The sequence below is a fragment of the Parasutterella secunda genome (genome assembly GCF_024733725.1).
Taxonomy (GTDB): domain Bacteria; phylum Pseudomonadota; class Gammaproteobacteria; order Burkholderiales; family Burkholderiaceae_F; genus Aphodousia; species Aphodousia faecalis.
Map to the genome: position 1 here is coordinate 24009 of NZ_JANRHP010000003.1, position 14825 is coordinate 38833.

A 14825-nucleotide genomic window follows, 5' to 3' on the forward strand; every position below is an offset into this window, starting at 1 on the left:
AAATTATTTTATGGGCCAAATCTGATCAAGGAATTTAGAAATAAATTTCACAAGGATACCAACCAAAAAAGCCGATATCACGGTACCTTCGCGAATTCCATAAATTTCATTAAGGAAGAACCACCCAAGAATCGCGGCTAAAGCGACCATTGTGACATCATTGCCGATTTTAATGCGGTAAAAAGGCTGACGGCTGACCACTGATACGGCAATCACGAGACCCTCACCCGGCAGAGGAATACTTTTTGACCGAATTTCAAAAGCAACGCCCAAAGCCAAAAATGCATTACCGACAAGCGACAACAAGAGTAACAACCAATAGCTATCGGAATGGATACCAGACAAAAACCACATCCAAAAGTCAGTACATAAGCTAAACAGAAAAACCAATGGAATTTGTAAAAAATTCAGTTTCGAAAATTCTTTACGCAGCAAAAGAATTTGGATGCACAGAAAAACAATATTGCATAAAAAGGTAGTCGTTCCAAATGTTAAGCCGCTGATTTTAGAGAGTGCCCAAGGCAGACTGCTAATTGGCGTTGTACCAAGGTGTACGGCTGAAATTAAACAGATTCCAAACGACATGAAAACAATACCGAGCAGAAGTTGCCCGATATTGCCTAAAGCGGGAGGTAAATTTAGCTTCATTTGAGAGGTGAGAACGAAAAAAGGGAAGTTCAACAGCGAACTCCCCTTCCATTAACCTGAACGTTTAGCGTTCAAATTATTCAGCTTTCTTAGCTTCTTCGGTGGCTTCAACAACCGGGGCGGTCTTTTCAACCAATTCCATGTAAGCCATCGGGGCGTTATCGCCAACGCGGAAACCCATCTTCAAGATGCGGGTATAACCGCCGTTGCGAGCTGCAAAGCGCGGGCCGAGAACGGTAAAGAGCTTCGTAACCATTTCGCGATCGCGCAAACGAGCGAAAGCCAAACGGCGGTTAGCAACCGTGTCAACCTTAGCGAGCGTGATCATCGGTTCAACGACGCGACGCAATTCTTTAGCCTTGGGCAACGTGGTCTTGATGGCTTCGTGACGCAACAAAGAATTCATCATGTTGCGGAGCATAGCCAAACGGTGGGCGCTGGTACGATTCAGCTTACGTAAACCATGACGGTGACGCATTTTTATTTTTTCCTATAAAAGTTAGTCTTTCAGCTCCATTGACGGAGCTCTTTCCCATCTTCTTCTATCCGAGACATCTCGGCGGGCGGGTATATACGGGTCAAAGAAGACCCGAAGGACGAGATTTTATTCTCTCGTCCTTCATTTGGCAAGTGATGCCAAAATTAGTGTTGGTCAAGACCGGCGGGAGGCCAGTTTTCCAACTTCATGCCCAAGGTCAAACCGTGAGCAGCCAACACTTCCTTGATTTCATTCAAGGACTTGCGGCCAAGATTCGGCGTCTTGAGCAATTCGTTTTCAGTGCGTTGAATCAAGTCACCAATATAGAAGACTTGTTCACCCTTCAAGCAGTTGGCAGAACGAACCGTCAACTCGAGGTCATCAACCGGACGCATGAGAATCGGATCAAGCGGCGGCGGGTTGTTAACATCTTCTTCCTGAGCGACCTTACCGGCTTGTTCGCTCTTGATGGAACCGAAGACCGTCAATTGGTCTTGCAAGATGTAAACGGCTTCGCGCAAAGCTTCTTCCGGTTCAATAGCACCGTTGGTTTCGATCGTCATGACGAGTTTATCAAGGTCAGTGCGTTGAGCCACACGAGCTGCGCTCACTTCATAGGCGACACGGCGGATCGGGCTAAAGGAGGCATCCATGATGATACGACCGATTGTGGTCTTGGAATAGTCATCACGGAAGGCACGCATATCACCAGGTTGGTAACCGCGACCCTTTTCCACCTTCACTTGCATATCCAACTTACCATTGGCAGCCAAGTGAGCAATAACATGATCCGGATTGATAACGGTCACGTCATGGGGCAAATCAAAATCAGCAGCCGTCACAACACCTTCGGTGCTCTTGCGAAGCGTCAAGGTCACTTCGTCGCGACCTTCAAGCTTAAAGACCACTCCCTTTAAGTTCAAGAGGATATCAACGACATCTTCGAGAACGCCATCAATTTGGGAGTATTCATGAACAACACCCGCAATTTGAGCTTCTGTGGGAGCATAGCCGACCATGCTAGCGAGCAAAATACGGCGAAGTGCATTACCCAACGTATGACCGTAGCCACGTTCAAAAGGTTCAAGGGTGATAACTGCAAGATTAGGATTGTTTTCGTCAACCACTGCTTCAATGGTGGTCGGCTTCAACAAAGTAGTATTGGCCATTTTGTAGACTGTCCTTTTCAATACCCTCGGCTCGTTACACCGATAAGGCTGATGGATGGTCTGGGGCTATGTAGATGAAATGCGATCGGCGCCCCAACAGGACCGATCGCACGAATTTTAGCAGGATCGACACATTCGCGCGCACTACACCGAATGTGCCGTCCGACTGACTATTAACGAGAATAGAATTCGACGACCAAGGATTCGTCAACGTCTTGACAAATTTCGTCGCGGGCCGGAAGGGCCTTAAACGTGCCTTCGAACTTCTTCGCGTCAACAGAAACCCAAGACGGGAAACCGACTTGAGCAGCCAGTTCCAAAGCTTCCGTAATACGGGCTTGCTTTTGGGACTTTTCGCGAATAGAGATAACATCACCGGGTTTGACACGGTAAGAAGGAATGTTCACCTTGTTACCATTGACCAAAACGGCGCAGTGGCTCACCAATTGGCGAGCTTCAGCACGGGTAGAACCGAAACCCATGCGATAAACAACGTTGTCCAAACGGCTTTCGAGCAAGTCGAGAAGCACTTCACCGGTATGGCCCTGTTCACGTTGGGCTTCGGCGAAGTAACGACGGAATTGGCGTTCGAGAACGCCATACATGCGACGCACCTTTTGCTTTTCACGCAATTGGGCGGCGTAACCCGATTGACGAGCACCGGAAGTTTTACCGTGCTGGCCCGGTTTGGTGATCGTATCGGTACCCTTGCCGACTTTGCTCGACAAGGAACGGCGCGCGCTCTTCAAATTAAGGTCACAACCCTCGCGGCGCGCGAGCTTGAGTTTGGGACCGGTATATCGTGCCATTTAAAATGCCTCTCTTATCCTGTGATCACAGTCACATTCAGTCTGTCTATCCTCATAAACAGACGCGGGATTAGAAAAAGTAGTTAGACGCGACGACGCTTGGACGGACGCACACCATTGTGAGGAATGGGGGTCACGTCTTGAATCGACGTCACACGAATGCCAAGCGCATTGAGCGCACGCACGCTGGATTCACGGCCGGGGCCAGGACCCATGATGCGAACTTCGACATTCTTCAAACCATATTCAAGAGCAATACGACCAGCATGTTCGGCTGCAACTTGTGCGGCGAACGGAGTGGATTTACGAGAGCCCTTAAAACCTTGTGCGCCAGAAGACGACGCGGCAATCGCGTTGCCTTGGCGGTCGGTGATCGTGATGATCGTGTTGTTGAAGGAAGCGTGAACGTGCGCGATCCCTTCCGTAACGACCTTCTTCACCTTCTTGCGAGCACGTTGCTGAGCAACTTGCTGACTGCTAGGAGTTTTGCCAGCCATTGTTATCCTTTAATGTTTACTTCTTAAGCGCGACGCCAACCTTCTTCGGGCCCTTACGCGTACGAGCATTCGTACGAGTACGTTGGCCACGCACGGGCAGGCCGCGACGATGACGCATACCACGATAAGTGCCTAAGTCGATGAGGCGCTTAATCGAGAGTTGAACTTCACGACGCAAGTCACCTTCAATGGTGTACTGACTGATCGCATCACGGATGCGTTCGAGTTCAGCGTCGTCGAGATCCTTGATTTTCTTGGTGTATTCCACGCCAACTTTAGACAAAATGTCGCGAGCGCGAGAACGGCCGATACCATAAATGGCAGTCAAACCGATTTCGGCATGTTGGTTCGGCGGAATGTTAATACCGGCAATACGAGCCATCTTTTACCTCTTTAGCCTTGACGCTGTTTGTGACGCGGATCAGAGCAGATCACACGGACAACGCCTTTGCGCTTAATGATCTTGCACTTGCGGCACATTTTTTTGACCGAAGCGTTAACCTTCATTGTTATCTCCAACCGTGTTTTACACGGATCATTGCTGTCCACACGACAGGAAGTTCGAGAGGATACTCTCTTTTTCCCGACTCTTCAAGTTTTACCCTGACGTAGTGCACCAGAGTTCACTTTTCTGAGACAGAATCGGGAGAAGATCGCTCTCCTCCTCATTCTGCGTGCCCTCAAGGCGTGAAGTATGGCCTTGAGCGGACTCATTCATTTGTCCAACCGGAAATTACATTCCGGCAGAACCAAAGCCCTTGAAGTTAGTCTTCTTGAGCAAATTCTCATACTGTTGCGACATCATGTATGCCTGAACCTGGCTCATGAAGTCCATCGTCACGACCACAACGATCAACAACGATGTACCGCCGAAGTAGAACGGAACGTTGAAACGCATGTTCAAGAATTCCGGCACCAAGCAGACAAACACTAAGTAAATCGCACCGCCAAGCGTCAAACGCAACAACACTTTATCGATGTAGCGAGACGTTTGTTCACCGGGGCGAATACCAGGGACGAACGCACCACTCTTTTTCAAATTCTCTGCCGTTTCACGCGGATTGAAAACCAAAGCCGTGTAGAAATAGGCAAAGAAAACAATCATTGCAGCGTAAAGCAATGTGTACAGCGGTTGACCTGGTGACAAAGCAGCAGCTAAGTCACGGATCCAACGGGTCGAGTCTCCACTTGTAAACCAACCAGCCAAAGTCGCCGGGAACAAAATCAATGAAGAAGCAAAAATCGGAGGAATAACACCCGACATATTCATCTTCAAAGGCAAGTAGGACGTTTGACCGCCATAGAGACGATTGCCGACCTGACGCTTAGCATAGTTCACCGTGATACGACGTTGACCGCGTTCGATGAAGACCACAAAAGCCGTCACCAACGCAACAATGGCGATCACAAAAATCGAAGACAAGGGACTGATAGCACCCGTGCTCACCAACTGGAACAAACCGGAGATTGCAGAGGGCAATCCGGCAACGATACCAGCGAAGATGATGATGGAGATACCGTTCCCCAAACCGCGTTCGGTGATTTGTTCACCGAGCCACATCAAAAACATCGTACCCGTCACCAAGGAAACGATACATGTGAATCTGAACATAAAGCCCGGATCCAACACGAGGCCTGCTTGGCTTTCGAGTGCGACAGCGATACCAAACGCTTGGAATACACCCAACAACAACGTGCCATAGCGCGTGTATTGAGTGATCTTACGGCGTCCAGATTCGCCTTCTTTACGCAAACTTTCAAGCGAGGGGAGCACATAGGACAGCATCTGCATAATAATGGATGCAGAGATGTACGGCATGATCCCCAACGCAAACACTGAGAAGCGCGATAAAGCGCCACCAGAGAACATGTTGAACAGCCCGAGAATGCCTCCCTGTTGTTCCTGGAACAAACGGGAAAGCATGTCGGGATCGATACCCGGCACCGGCACGTGAGCGCCGATGCGGTAAACGACTAGAGCAAGCAGCAGGAAGATGATACGGCGCTTCAAATCGCCGTACTTCGGGCCGCTTGCTTGATTGGAACTAGGGCTGGTCGCCACGTTGTTCTTCCTAAAAAGCGAGTTACTCTTCCACAGAGCCGCCGGCAGCTTCAATAGCAGCCTTGGCACCCTTTGTGGCGCTCAAGCCGCGCAACACGACCTTACGGGAAATTTCCCCGGATTGGATCACGCGAGCGGACAAAGCGCGAGCAGAAACGATGTTGGCAGCCTTCAAGACAGCCAAATCAATTTCTTCCACAGACAAACCTTGGAGTTCGTTCAAGCGAACTTCTTCGCAGAAACGACGCGTCAAAGACGTGAAACCACGCTTCGGCAAGCGACGATGCAGCGGCATTTGACCGCCTTCGAAGCCCACCTTGTGGAAGCCACCGGCGCGGGACTTTTGACCCTTGTGGCCACGACCGGCCGTCTTGCCCCAACCGGAACCCACACCACGACCAACGCGGTGACGAGCGCTCTTAGAACCCACAGCGGGTTGCAAAGTATTTAATTGCATCATCTACCCCTAATTACTCGGCACGAACCAAGTAGGCAACCTTCGTGATCATACCGCGCACGGCAGGCGTGTCTTCGAGTTCACGTGTTTGGTTCATCTTAGACAAGCCCAAGCCACGCAACGTAGCACGGTGATCGGCCTTCGTGCCGATCGGGCTCTTGATCAACGTAACTTTAATGGTCTTCTTAGCCATTTCGAATCTCTCCTAAGCGATTAAGCCAAAATTTCTTCGACTGTCTTACCGCGCTTGGCAGCAATTTCAGACGGAGAACGAAGAGCTTCGAGCGCCTTCAACGTTGCACGAACCATGTTGTACGGATTCGTGGAGCCGTGAGCCTTGGCAACAATATTGCGAACGCCCATAGCATCAAACACAGCGCGCATCGGGCCACCGGCGATGATACCGGTACCTTCAGTGGCGGGAAGCAACATAACGCGGGCAGCACCATGATGAGCTTCCACAGCGTGGTAGATCGTACCGTTGTTCAACGGAATACGAACCATGTTGTGGCGAGCATGTTCCATAGCCTTTTGAACGGCAGCCGGAACTTCACGGCTCTTACCCGTACCCATACCAATACGGCCGTCGCCATCACCAACAACAGTGAGAGCGGCAAAAGCCATAATGCGGCCACCCTTCACAACCTTGGTAACGCGGTTGACCGCAATCATATTTTCACGCATGCCGTCGTCGATAGCGTCGACAGCCGCATTCTTTCCTTGAGCCTTAGCCATAAGTCCCTCTTAGAACTTCAAGCCAGCTTCACGCGCGGCTTGAGCCAGCGCAGCGATGCGGCCATGAAAACGGTAACCAGAACGGTCAAAAGCGCACGTTTCGATGCCGGCGGCTTTTGCCTTTTCGGCCAAACGTGTACCAATCAACTTAGCAGCCTTGACGTTGCCGCCACGGCCTTGTTCATTTGCCAACTGAGCGCGAACTTCAGGTTCGAGCGTGGAGGCAGACACCAACACGCGACCACCATCAGCGCTGATGATGCTGGCGTAAATGTGCAAGTTGGTACGATGAACCGTCAAACGATCCACCTTTTGCAACTTGATGCGGGCACGTGTGGCACGTGCACGACGTAGACGATTTGCTTTTTTATCGATCATTTTTGTCTCCGCCCCGCTTACTTCTTCTTGGTTTCCTTGATCACAACGACTTCGTCAGCATAACGAACGCCCTTGCCCTTATAGGGTTCCGGCGGACGGTAGCCACGGATAACAGCAGCGGTTTGACCGACTTTCTGCTTATCAGCGCCCTTGATCACAATTTCCGTTTGACTCGGGGTTTCAGCCTTCACACCAGCGGGTAACTTGTGCACCACAGGGTGACTAAAGCCGAGCGATAAATTCAACGTGTCACCGCTGGCTTGAGCACGGAAGCCCACACCAACCAACGTCAACTTCTTTTCGAAACCGACGCTGACACCCTTGTTCATGTCGTTGACCAATGCACGGATCGTACCGGAAGCAGCATTGGCTTCACGGCTGCTGTCAACAGCTTCAAAGTGCAAATGATCACCGTCTTGCTTAATGGTCACCAGAGGGTTGAGCTTCAAGCTCAATTCACCCTTCGGGCCCTTCATAGAGATCACACCATTGTCGATCTTGCAGTCAACACCCTTGGTGATGATCACGGCTTCTTTAGCGATTCGCGACATTCTTATCCTCCTCGCCTATTAAGCCACGTAGCAAATGACTTCGCCACCGATGCCGGCTGCACGGGCCTTACGATCGGTCATCACACCCTTCGGCGTGGAAACAATCGCGATACCCAAACCGTTCATCACTTGCGGAATCGTTTGGTGGTTCTTGTACACACGCAAGCCCGGACGAGAAACGCGTTCTAAGCGTTCAATCACGGGACGACCAGCGTAGTACTTCAAACCAACGTGTAATTCAGCCTTACCGTTGTTATCAACAACGCTAAAACCATCAATGTATCCTTCATCCTTCAAGACTTGAGCGATAGCCACCTTCAACTTCGAGGAGGGCATCACCACTTCCGTCTTGTCGACAGTTTGACCATTGCGGATGCGGGTCAACATATCGGCGATCGGATCACTCATGCTCATGATAATCTCCTCGCTTACCAGCTAGCCTTGACAAGGCCGGGAATATCGCCGCGCATAGCGGCTTCACGAATCTTGGTACGAGCCAAGCCGAACTTGCGGAACGTACCACGGGGACGACCCGTCAAACCGCAACGATTGCGCAAGCGGCACGGATTGGCGTCGCGAGGCAACAATTGCAATTGTTGACGAGCTTCCATACGTTCTTCGATAGAACGGGTGGCGTCATTAATAACCGCTTTCAAAGCGGCGCGCTTTTCCGCGAACTTAGCGACCGTACGGGCGCGCTTCAAGTCACGGTTAATCAGTGCGAGTTTAGCCAATTCACCACCTCGATTAATTGCGGAACGGAAAGCGGAAAGCGGCGAGAAGAGCCTTAGCTTCTTCGTCGGTTTTCGCAGTCGTCGTAATAGAAATATTCATCCCACGAATCTTGTCGATCTTGTCGTACTCGATTTCAGGGAAAATGATTTGTTCTTTAAGACCGATGTTGTAGTTGCCGCGGCCGTCAAAAGAGCGACCAGAGACACCACGGAAGTCACGAACACGCGGGAAAGCGATCGTGATCAAACGGTCCAAGAAATCGTACATGCGTTCGCCACGCAAAGTCACCATGCAACCGATCGGCATATTTTCACGGATCTTAAAGTTAGCAATGGCCTTACGGGTCTTGGTAACAACCGGCTTTTGACCGGCAATCTTGGTGAGATCGGCAACAGCGTTGTCGATCAACTTTTTATCGTTAACCGCTTCGCCGACACCCATGTTCAACGTGATCTTCGTGATACGAGGAACTTGCATCGTGGTCTTGTAGCCGAACTTCTTGATCAATTCGGGCACAATGGCTTCACGGTAGAGAGTTTGGAAACGAGACATCGATTTACCCTCTATTAAGCCTTAGCGCCGACAATGCTGCCGTCGCTCTTAAACACGCGAACCTTCTTGCCGTCGACTTCTTTGAAGCCAACACGTTCGCCCTTACCTGTGGCCGGATTCACGAGCATGACGTTCGATTGATCGATCGGCATAACCTTGTTGACGATACCGCCAGTAGCACCCGTCATCGGGTTCGGGCGAGTATGCTTCTTGACAACATTGATGCCTTCGACCGTCACGTGACGATCGTCGACTCGGGAGAGCACGGTACCGCGCTTGCCCTTGTCTCGGCCGGTGATAACGATAACTTCGTCACCTTTACGGATGCGTTGCATCGCGCGTCTCCTTACAAAACTTCCGGAGCCAAGGAAACAATCTTCATGAATTGTTCCGTACGCAATTCACGCGTAACCGGTCCGAAGATACGAGTTCCGATGGGCTCTAACTTAGAATTAAGCAACACAGCGGCATTGCCGTCAAAAGAGATGGAAGAACCGTCAGCACGGCGCACGCCCTTGGCGGTGCGAACCACAACAGCGTTGTAGACTTCGCCCTTCTTGACGCGACCACGCGGAGCGGCTTCTTTAACCGTCACCTTGATGACATCACCGATGTTAGCGTAGCGGCGCTTGGAGCCGCCTAACACCTTGATACACATCACTGAACGAGCGCCCGTGTTATCGGCCACGTCCAGTTTGCTTTGCATCTGAATCATGATTACCTATTTCCCAACTTATTCCGCTATGCGGATAGTATTGGTCCCGTTATTGGGAGGAAGAACGTTCATCTTATTTCGCAGATCGCCTGCTATCTGCAGGTTGCTAGACAAGACAATCGCCCTTGACGAATACGGTTGAGGCTGACACGAGGTCAACCTCAACCACGAAGCCGCAAGTATATCTAAGAATTAGAAAACTTGCAAGGCCAATTTTATTAGATGATTTCGGCCTTCTTGATAACCTTCGTCACCGTCCAAGCCTTCGTCTTGGAGATGGGACGGATTTCAGAGATTTCAACCGTATCACCTTCGGTCAAATCGTTGGACTCGCAGTGAGCGTGATACTTCTTAGAGACCAACACAAACTTGCCGTACAACGGATGCTTAACCTTACGTTCAACGAGAACGGTCACGGTCTTTTGCATCTTGTTGCTGACAACTTTGCCGACCAACGTACGTGTTAACGTAGTCTTTTGAGTTTCTTGTGTCATTTCGAGGCCGCCTTTTGAGCGAGAATCGTGCGAACGCGCGCGATATCACGACGCGTCGTGCGCAACTGATTCGGGTTTTGAAGTTGTTGAGTGCCGTGTTGCATGCGCAGTTTAAAGTGCGCTTGCATCAAGTCAGCCAGTTCCTTCTTCAGCGCAGCCTCATCCATGGCGCGCAATTCTTTTGCGTTCATTGCCGTCTCTCCTTACATGCCGATTTGGCGGACAACAAACGTGGTTTTAACAGGCAACTTGGCAGCTGCGAGAGCGAAAGCTTCGCGAGCCAATTGTTCGTCAACCCCGTCCATTTCATAAAGCACACGGCCCGGTTGCACTAAGGCCACCCAGTATTCCGGATTACCCTTACCGTTACCCATACGGACTTCGGCAGGTTTTTCAGAAATGGGCTTGTCCGGGAACACGCGAATCCACACGCGGCCACCACGCTTAATATGGCGGGTGATGGCACGACGAGCAGCTTCGATTTGACGAGCCGTCAGACGACCGCGTTCGAGCGTCTTCAGACCAAATTGACCGAAGGACACATTGGCGCCACGGGTGGCGAGACCATAGTTACGGCCCTTTTGGTCCTTGCGGTATTTGCGTCGATTAGGTTGCAACATCGCTTATTCTCCGTCTTTAGCAGCAGCAACAGCCTTCTTTGCGCGACGAGCGGGCTTCTTTTCAGCCTTTTCGCCGTCAGCTGCTGCGGCTTCCGTCTTCTCTGCAGTCTTGCGAGCACGACGAGCAGGCTTAGCTGCACGTTCGCCGGCGGGACGACGAGAACGACGATCTTCACGTTCAGTCTTTTCTTGAGCCTGGGCTTCTTCACCGAAGTTATCGCCCTTGTAGACCCAAACCTTCACACCAATCACACCATAAGTCGTATTGGCTTCAGAGAAACCGTAATCGATATTGGCGCGCAACGTGTGAAGAGGCACACGGCCTTCACGGTACCATTCCGTACGAGCAATTTCAGCACCGTTCAAACGACCGGCAGACATGATCTTGATACCTTGAGCGCCCAAACGCATAGCGTTTTGCATAGCGCGCTTCATGGCACGACGGAACATCACACGCTTTTCCAATTGTTGCGTAATGCTGTCAGCGATCAATTGAGCATCGAGTTCAGGACGACGAACTTCTTCGATGTTGACATGCACAGGCACGCCCATCATCTTTTGAACTTCGTTCTTCAAGACTTCGATGTCTTGGCCTTGCTTGCCGATCACCACACCCGGACGAGCGGAGTAGATCGTGATGCGAGCGTTCTTAGCAGGACGTTCGATCAAAATACGGCTCACAGAGGCGTTGCGCAACTTCTTTTGCAAGAAGGAGCGAACCTTCAAATCTTCACCCAAGGTGCGGGCAAAGTTGCGGCCTTCCGCATACCAACGCGAGGTCCAGTCACGCGTCACGGGGAGACGGAAGCCGGTGGGATTAATTTTCTGTCCCATATTTCACCTTTACTTCTTAGCGTTAGCGTCACCAACGGACACGTAGATGTGGCACGTTTGCTTGTTGATGCGAGTGCCACGACCCTTGGCGCGGGCACCGAAACGGCGCAGCGTCTTGGCCTTTTCCACATGGATCTTCGTCACGCGCAATTCGTCAATGTCAGCGCCGTCATTGTGTTCAGCGTTGGCAATAGCGCTTTCGAGAGCCTTCTTGATAATCACAGCGGCTTTCTTTTGCGTGAACGTAAGAATATTCAAAGCCTTATCCACGGGCTTGCCGCGGACGAGGTCGGCGACTAAACGGCCCTTTTGAGCCGAAAGACGAACGCCACGAACAATAGCAGAGGTTTCCATTATCTAACTCCTACTAGTTATTTCTTGTCGGACGCGTGACCCTTGAACGTACGGGTCATAGCGAATTCGCCCAACTTGTGGCCGACCATATTTTCATTAATGTACACCGGGACGTGTTGACGACCGTTGTGGACGGCAATCGTCAAACCGATGAACTCAGGAAGAATCGTCGAACGACGAGACCAGGTCTTCAACGGACGCTTGTCACGGCTGGCTTGAGCAGCTTCGACTTTCTTCATCAAGTGCCCATCAACAAACGGGCCTTTCTTTAACGAACGAGACATTTGGCCCCCTTATTTACGGTTCCGGCGCTGCACGATCATAGCATCGGTGCGCTTGTTATTACGTGTACGATAACCCTTGGTTAATTGACCCCAAGGCGTCACAGGAGCGCGACCCGTACCCGTACGACCTTCACCACCACCGTGCGGGTGATCCACCGGGTTCATGGCAACGCCACGGACCGTCGGACGAATACCGCGCCAACGCTTGGCACCAGCCTTACCGAGTTCACGCAAACTGTTTTCTTCATTGCCAACCATACCGATCGTGGCACGGCATTCAACGTGAATATAACGAACTTCACCAGAACGCAAACGCACTTGAGCGTATTCGCCTTCACGAGCGATCAATTGAGCAAAGGAACCGGCAGAACGCACCAATTGGGCACCCTTACCCGGCTTCATTTCGATACAGTGAATCGTGGAACCGATCGGGATATTACGCAACGGAAGTGCGTTACCCACTTTGATCGGAGCTTCTTGACCATTCATCAATTCGGCGCCAACCGTCAAGCCCTTCGGAGCAATGATGTAGCGACGTTCGCCATCGGCGTAGAGCACGAGAGCGATATGAGCAGAACGGTTCGGATCGTATTCAAGACGTTCAACACGGGCGGGCACACCATCCTTGTTACGCTTGAAATCGATAATACGATATGCCTTCTTGTGTCCACCACCCTTATGACGGCAGGTGATGTGACCGTTGTTGTTGCGACCGGCGATACGGTTCTTCTTTTCGAGAAGAGCGGCAAAAGGCTTACCCTTGTGCAACTCGGGGCTCACAACCTTAACAGCGTGACGACGACCGGCCGACGTCGGTTTCAATTTGACGAGAGCCATTACTTCACCTCTGCAAAGTTAATTTCTTGACCAGACTTCAAGGTCACATAAGCCTTACGCACATCACTGTGCTTACCGGCGAAACGGCCAAAGTGAGCCGTCTTACCCTTGACGTTGACCATTTGAACGCTTTCGACCTGCACCTTAAAGAGCAATTCGATCGCGGCCTTGACTTCTTGCTTCGTGGCATCAGGAACAACACGGAAAACAACTTGACCGTGCTTTTCACCAACCATCGTGCTCTTTTCGGAGACTACCGGAGCAAGGAGCACCTTCATTAAACGATCTTGGCTCATCATCCCCACATCTCCTCAAGCTGAGCGATCGCATCTTTGGTCACCACAACCTTCTTGTAGAAGATCAAAGAGAGCGGATCAGCATAACGCGGTTCCACCACGAACACATTCTTCAAGTTGCGAGAAGCCAAATAGAGGTTTTCGTCAACTTCTTTGGTGATAATCATGACGGATTCAAGACCCATTGCCTTCAACTTTTGAGCAAAGGCCTTTGTCTTCGGGCTATCGGCTCCGATGGAGTCAACAACCACGAGGCGGCCATCGGCAACAAGCTTGGAGAAGATCACGGCCATAGCGGCACGGAACATCTTCTTGTTAACCTTATGACCGAAGTTTTCATTCGGGGTATTCGGGAAAGCACGTCCGCCTCCACGCCACACCGGAGAACTCGTCATACCGCTGCGGGCACGGCCCGTACCCTTTTGACGCCAGGGTTTCTTGGTCGAATGATGCACGTCAGCGCGCGTTAATTGAGCGCGGGTACCTTGACGGGCGTTAGCTTGGTAAGCCACCACGATTTGGTGAACCAAAGCTTCATTGTATTCACGACCAAACACGGCGTCGGAAGCTGCCAACTTGGCAGTTTCATTACCTTGTTCGTTCAGGACATTCAGTTCCATTGATCGCTCCTTAGGCCTTCACAGCCGGACGGACAATAACCTTGCCGCCCTTAGCACCGGGGACAGCGCCGCGAACGAGCAACAATTGACGTTCGACATCAACGCGAGCCACCACGAGGTTTTGCGTTGTGCGTTGCACATCGCCCAAGTGACCAGCCATACGCTTACCGGGGAACACACGGCCCGGATCTTGGCGGTTACCGATAGAACCCGGTGCACGGGTCGTAACGGAGTTACCGTGAGAAGCGCGGTTGGATGAGAAGTGGTGACGCTTGATAGCGCCGGCAAAACCCTTACCGATCGTGATACCGGTCACGTCAACCTTTTGGCCAACCGTGAACATTTCCACGGACAACGTGGTACCCACCTTCAAATCGGCGAGCTTATCAGCATCGATATGGAACTCTTTGAGCATTTCGCCAGCTTCGACACCGGCCTTAGCATAGTGACCGGAGAGCGGCTTGCTCACGCGAGACGGCTTCTTAGAGCCGAATGCAACTTGAATGGCATTGTATCCGTCGGTTTCTTCCGTCTTCACTTGCGTGACACGGTTGCCAGCCACTTCGAGCACCGTCACGGGAATGGATTCACCATCCTCGGTAAAGATGCGCGTCATGCCGACCTTACGACCGACTAAGCCGAGTTTTTCACTCATTGTTATCTCCACCCCGGCTACGATTGGCCGGGACCATTTTTAAGA

At 51.3% G+C, this 14825-nt stretch carries 28 protein-coding genes; all 28 read right to left on the reverse strand.

Translation table 11 applies throughout. The features are described 5' to 3' along the window. Window positions 1-3: 3 nt before the first annotated feature. The 28 genes from NW199_RS03565 to rplC all read right to left on the reverse strand — a co-directional run bounded on the left by NW199_RS03565 (window position 4) and on the right by rplC (window position 14780). The gene (locus NW199_RS03565; RefSeq protein ID WP_258333656.1) at window positions 4-681 is read right to left on the reverse strand and encodes a YczE/YyaS/YitT family protein; all 678 of its coding nucleotides are present in this window, start codon (window positions 679-681) and stop codon (window positions 4-6) included. A gap of 43 nt (window positions 682-724) precedes the next feature. Beyond that, the gene (gene rplQ / locus NW199_RS03570; protein ID WP_022472219.1) at window positions 725-1126 is read right to left on the reverse strand and encodes a 50S ribosomal protein L17; all 402 of its coding nucleotides are present in this window, start codon (window positions 1124-1126) and stop codon (window positions 725-727) included. A gap of 164 nt (window positions 1127-1290) precedes the next feature. After that, window positions 1291-2295, reverse strand: a complete 1005-nt coding sequence (locus tag NW199_RS03575; protein ID WP_022472408.1) for a DNA-directed RNA polymerase subunit alpha — start codon at window positions 2293-2295, stop codon at window positions 1291-1293. Between the two features lie 173 nt (window positions 2296-2468). Continuing rightward, window positions 2469-3104 (reverse strand): 30S ribosomal protein S4, encoded by a 636-nt coding sequence (rpsD, locus tag NW199_RS03580; RefSeq protein ID WP_022472409.1) that lies wholly within the window; start codon window positions 3102-3104, stop codon window positions 2469-2471. Between the two features lie 83 nt (window positions 3105-3187). Beyond that, window positions 3188-3601, reverse strand: a complete 414-nt coding sequence (gene rpsK / locus NW199_RS03585) for a 30S ribosomal protein S11 (RefSeq protein WP_022472410.1) — start codon at window positions 3599-3601, stop codon at window positions 3188-3190. A gap of 16 nt (window positions 3602-3617) precedes the next feature. Further along, window positions 3618-3983 (reverse strand): 30S ribosomal protein S13, encoded by a 366-nt coding sequence (rpsM, locus tag NW199_RS03590; protein WP_022472411.1) that lies wholly within the window; start codon window positions 3981-3983, stop codon window positions 3618-3620. Window positions 3984-3994: 11 nt separating this feature from the next. After that, window positions 3995-4108, reverse strand: coding sequence for a 50S ribosomal protein L36 (gene rpmJ / locus NW199_RS03595; protein ID WP_008810441.1), 114 nt, complete (start codon window positions 4106-4108; stop codon window positions 3995-3997). Window positions 4109-4334: 226 nt separating this feature from the next. Next, window positions 4335-5663, reverse strand: coding sequence for a preprotein translocase subunit SecY (secY, locus tag NW199_RS03600; protein ID WP_022472412.1), 1329 nt, complete (start codon window positions 5661-5663; stop codon window positions 4335-4337). Between the two features lie 22 nt (window positions 5664-5685). Further along, window positions 5686-6120 (reverse strand): 50S ribosomal protein L15, encoded by a 435-nt coding sequence (gene rplO, locus NW199_RS03605; RefSeq protein WP_022472413.1) that lies wholly within the window; start codon window positions 6118-6120, stop codon window positions 5686-5688. Between the two features lie 13 nt (window positions 6121-6133). After that, complete coding sequence (gene rpmD, locus NW199_RS03610; RefSeq protein ID WP_022472414.1) at window positions 6134-6313, reverse strand: 50S ribosomal protein L30; 180 nt, start codon at window positions 6311-6313, stop codon at window positions 6134-6136. 20 nt (window positions 6314-6333) lie between these two features. Continuing rightward, window positions 6334-6855 (reverse strand): 30S ribosomal protein S5, encoded by a 522-nt coding sequence (gene rpsE / locus NW199_RS03615; protein ID WP_022472415.1) that lies wholly within the window; start codon window positions 6853-6855, stop codon window positions 6334-6336. A gap of 9 nt (window positions 6856-6864) precedes the next feature. Continuing rightward, window positions 6865-7233 (reverse strand): 50S ribosomal protein L18, encoded by a 369-nt coding sequence (gene rplR / locus NW199_RS03620; protein ID WP_022472416.1) that lies wholly within the window; start codon window positions 7231-7233, stop codon window positions 6865-6867. A 17-nt stretch (window positions 7234-7250) separates the two neighbouring features. Then, window positions 7251-7784 carry a 50S ribosomal protein L6 gene (gene rplF, locus NW199_RS03625; RefSeq protein ID WP_022472417.1) on the reverse strand — a complete coding sequence of 178 codons (534 nt, stop codon included), beginning with the start codon at window positions 7782-7784 and terminating at the stop codon, window positions 7251-7253. Between the two features lie 18 nt (window positions 7785-7802). Next, window positions 7803-8198: a 30S ribosomal protein S8 gene (gene rpsH, locus NW199_RS03630; RefSeq protein ID WP_022472418.1), complete on the reverse strand. Its 396-nt coding sequence runs from the start codon at window positions 8196-8198 to the stop codon at window positions 7803-7805. Window positions 8199-8212: 14 nt separating this feature from the next. Further along, a complete protein-coding gene (rpsN, locus tag NW199_RS03635; protein WP_022472419.1) occupies window positions 8213-8518 on the reverse strand; it encodes a 30S ribosomal protein S14 in 306 nt (101 codons plus the stop codon). Window positions 8519-8531: 13 nt separating this feature from the next. Next, the gene (rplE, locus tag NW199_RS03640) at window positions 8532-9071 is read right to left on the reverse strand and encodes a 50S ribosomal protein L5 (RefSeq protein WP_022472420.1); all 540 of its coding nucleotides are present in this window, start codon (window positions 9069-9071) and stop codon (window positions 8532-8534) included. Between the two features lie 14 nt (window positions 9072-9085). Continuing rightward, window positions 9086-9406, reverse strand: a complete 321-nt coding sequence (gene rplX / locus NW199_RS03645) for a 50S ribosomal protein L24 (RefSeq protein WP_022472421.1) — start codon at window positions 9404-9406, stop codon at window positions 9086-9088. Between the two features lie 11 nt (window positions 9407-9417). Continuing rightward, the gene (gene rplN / locus NW199_RS03650; RefSeq protein ID WP_022472422.1) at window positions 9418-9786 is read right to left on the reverse strand and encodes a 50S ribosomal protein L14; all 369 of its coding nucleotides are present in this window, start codon (window positions 9784-9786) and stop codon (window positions 9418-9420) included. Between the two features lie 218 nt (window positions 9787-10004). Beyond that, window positions 10005-10280 carry a 30S ribosomal protein S17 gene (gene rpsQ / locus NW199_RS03655; protein ID WP_258333657.1) on the reverse strand — a complete coding sequence of 92 codons (276 nt, stop codon included), beginning with the start codon at window positions 10278-10280 and terminating at the stop codon, window positions 10005-10007. Beyond that, complete coding sequence (gene rpmC, locus NW199_RS03660) at window positions 10277-10471, reverse strand: 50S ribosomal protein L29 (RefSeq protein ID WP_022472424.1); 195 nt, start codon at window positions 10469-10471, stop codon at window positions 10277-10279. Before rpmC ends, rpsQ begins: the two co-directional genes overlap by 4 nt. A 12-nt stretch (window positions 10472-10483) precedes the next feature. Next, complete coding sequence (rplP, locus tag NW199_RS03665; RefSeq protein ID WP_022472425.1) at window positions 10484-10900, reverse strand: 50S ribosomal protein L16; 417 nt, start codon at window positions 10898-10900, stop codon at window positions 10484-10486. A gap of 3 nt (window positions 10901-10903) precedes the next feature. Next, the gene (gene rpsC / locus NW199_RS03670; RefSeq protein ID WP_022472426.1) at window positions 10904-11734 is read right to left on the reverse strand and encodes a 30S ribosomal protein S3; all 831 of its coding nucleotides are present in this window, start codon (window positions 11732-11734) and stop codon (window positions 10904-10906) included. A gap of 9 nt (window positions 11735-11743) precedes the next feature. Further along, complete coding sequence (gene rplV, locus NW199_RS03675) at window positions 11744-12091, reverse strand: 50S ribosomal protein L22 (protein ID WP_205050165.1); 348 nt, start codon at window positions 12089-12091, stop codon at window positions 11744-11746. A 14-nt stretch (window positions 12092-12105) separates the two neighbouring features. Then, window positions 12106-12372, reverse strand: coding sequence for a 30S ribosomal protein S19 (rpsS, locus tag NW199_RS03680; protein ID WP_022472428.1), 267 nt, complete (start codon window positions 12370-12372; stop codon window positions 12106-12108). 9 nt (window positions 12373-12381) lie between these two features. After that, on the reverse strand, window positions 12382-13209 hold the full coding sequence (gene rplB / locus NW199_RS03685; protein ID WP_022472429.1) for a 50S ribosomal protein L2: 828 nt from the start codon (window positions 13207-13209) through the stop codon (window positions 12382-12384). Further along, window positions 13209-13505 (reverse strand): 50S ribosomal protein L23, encoded by a 297-nt coding sequence (gene rplW, locus NW199_RS03690; RefSeq protein ID WP_249091784.1) that lies wholly within the window; start codon window positions 13503-13505, stop codon window positions 13209-13211. The genes rplB and rplW overlap by 1 nt, the downstream gene beginning before the upstream one ends. Then, window positions 13505-14125 carry a 50S ribosomal protein L4 gene (rplD, locus tag NW199_RS03695; protein WP_022472431.1) on the reverse strand — a complete coding sequence of 207 codons (621 nt, stop codon included), beginning with the start codon at window positions 14123-14125 and terminating at the stop codon, window positions 13505-13507. The genes rplW and rplD overlap by 1 nt, the downstream gene beginning before the upstream one ends. Before the next feature lie 10 nt (window positions 14126-14135). Next, the gene (gene rplC, locus NW199_RS03700) at window positions 14136-14780 is read right to left on the reverse strand and encodes a 50S ribosomal protein L3 (RefSeq protein ID WP_022472432.1); all 645 of its coding nucleotides are present in this window, start codon (window positions 14778-14780) and stop codon (window positions 14136-14138) included. Window positions 14781-14825 lie beyond the last annotated feature (45 nt).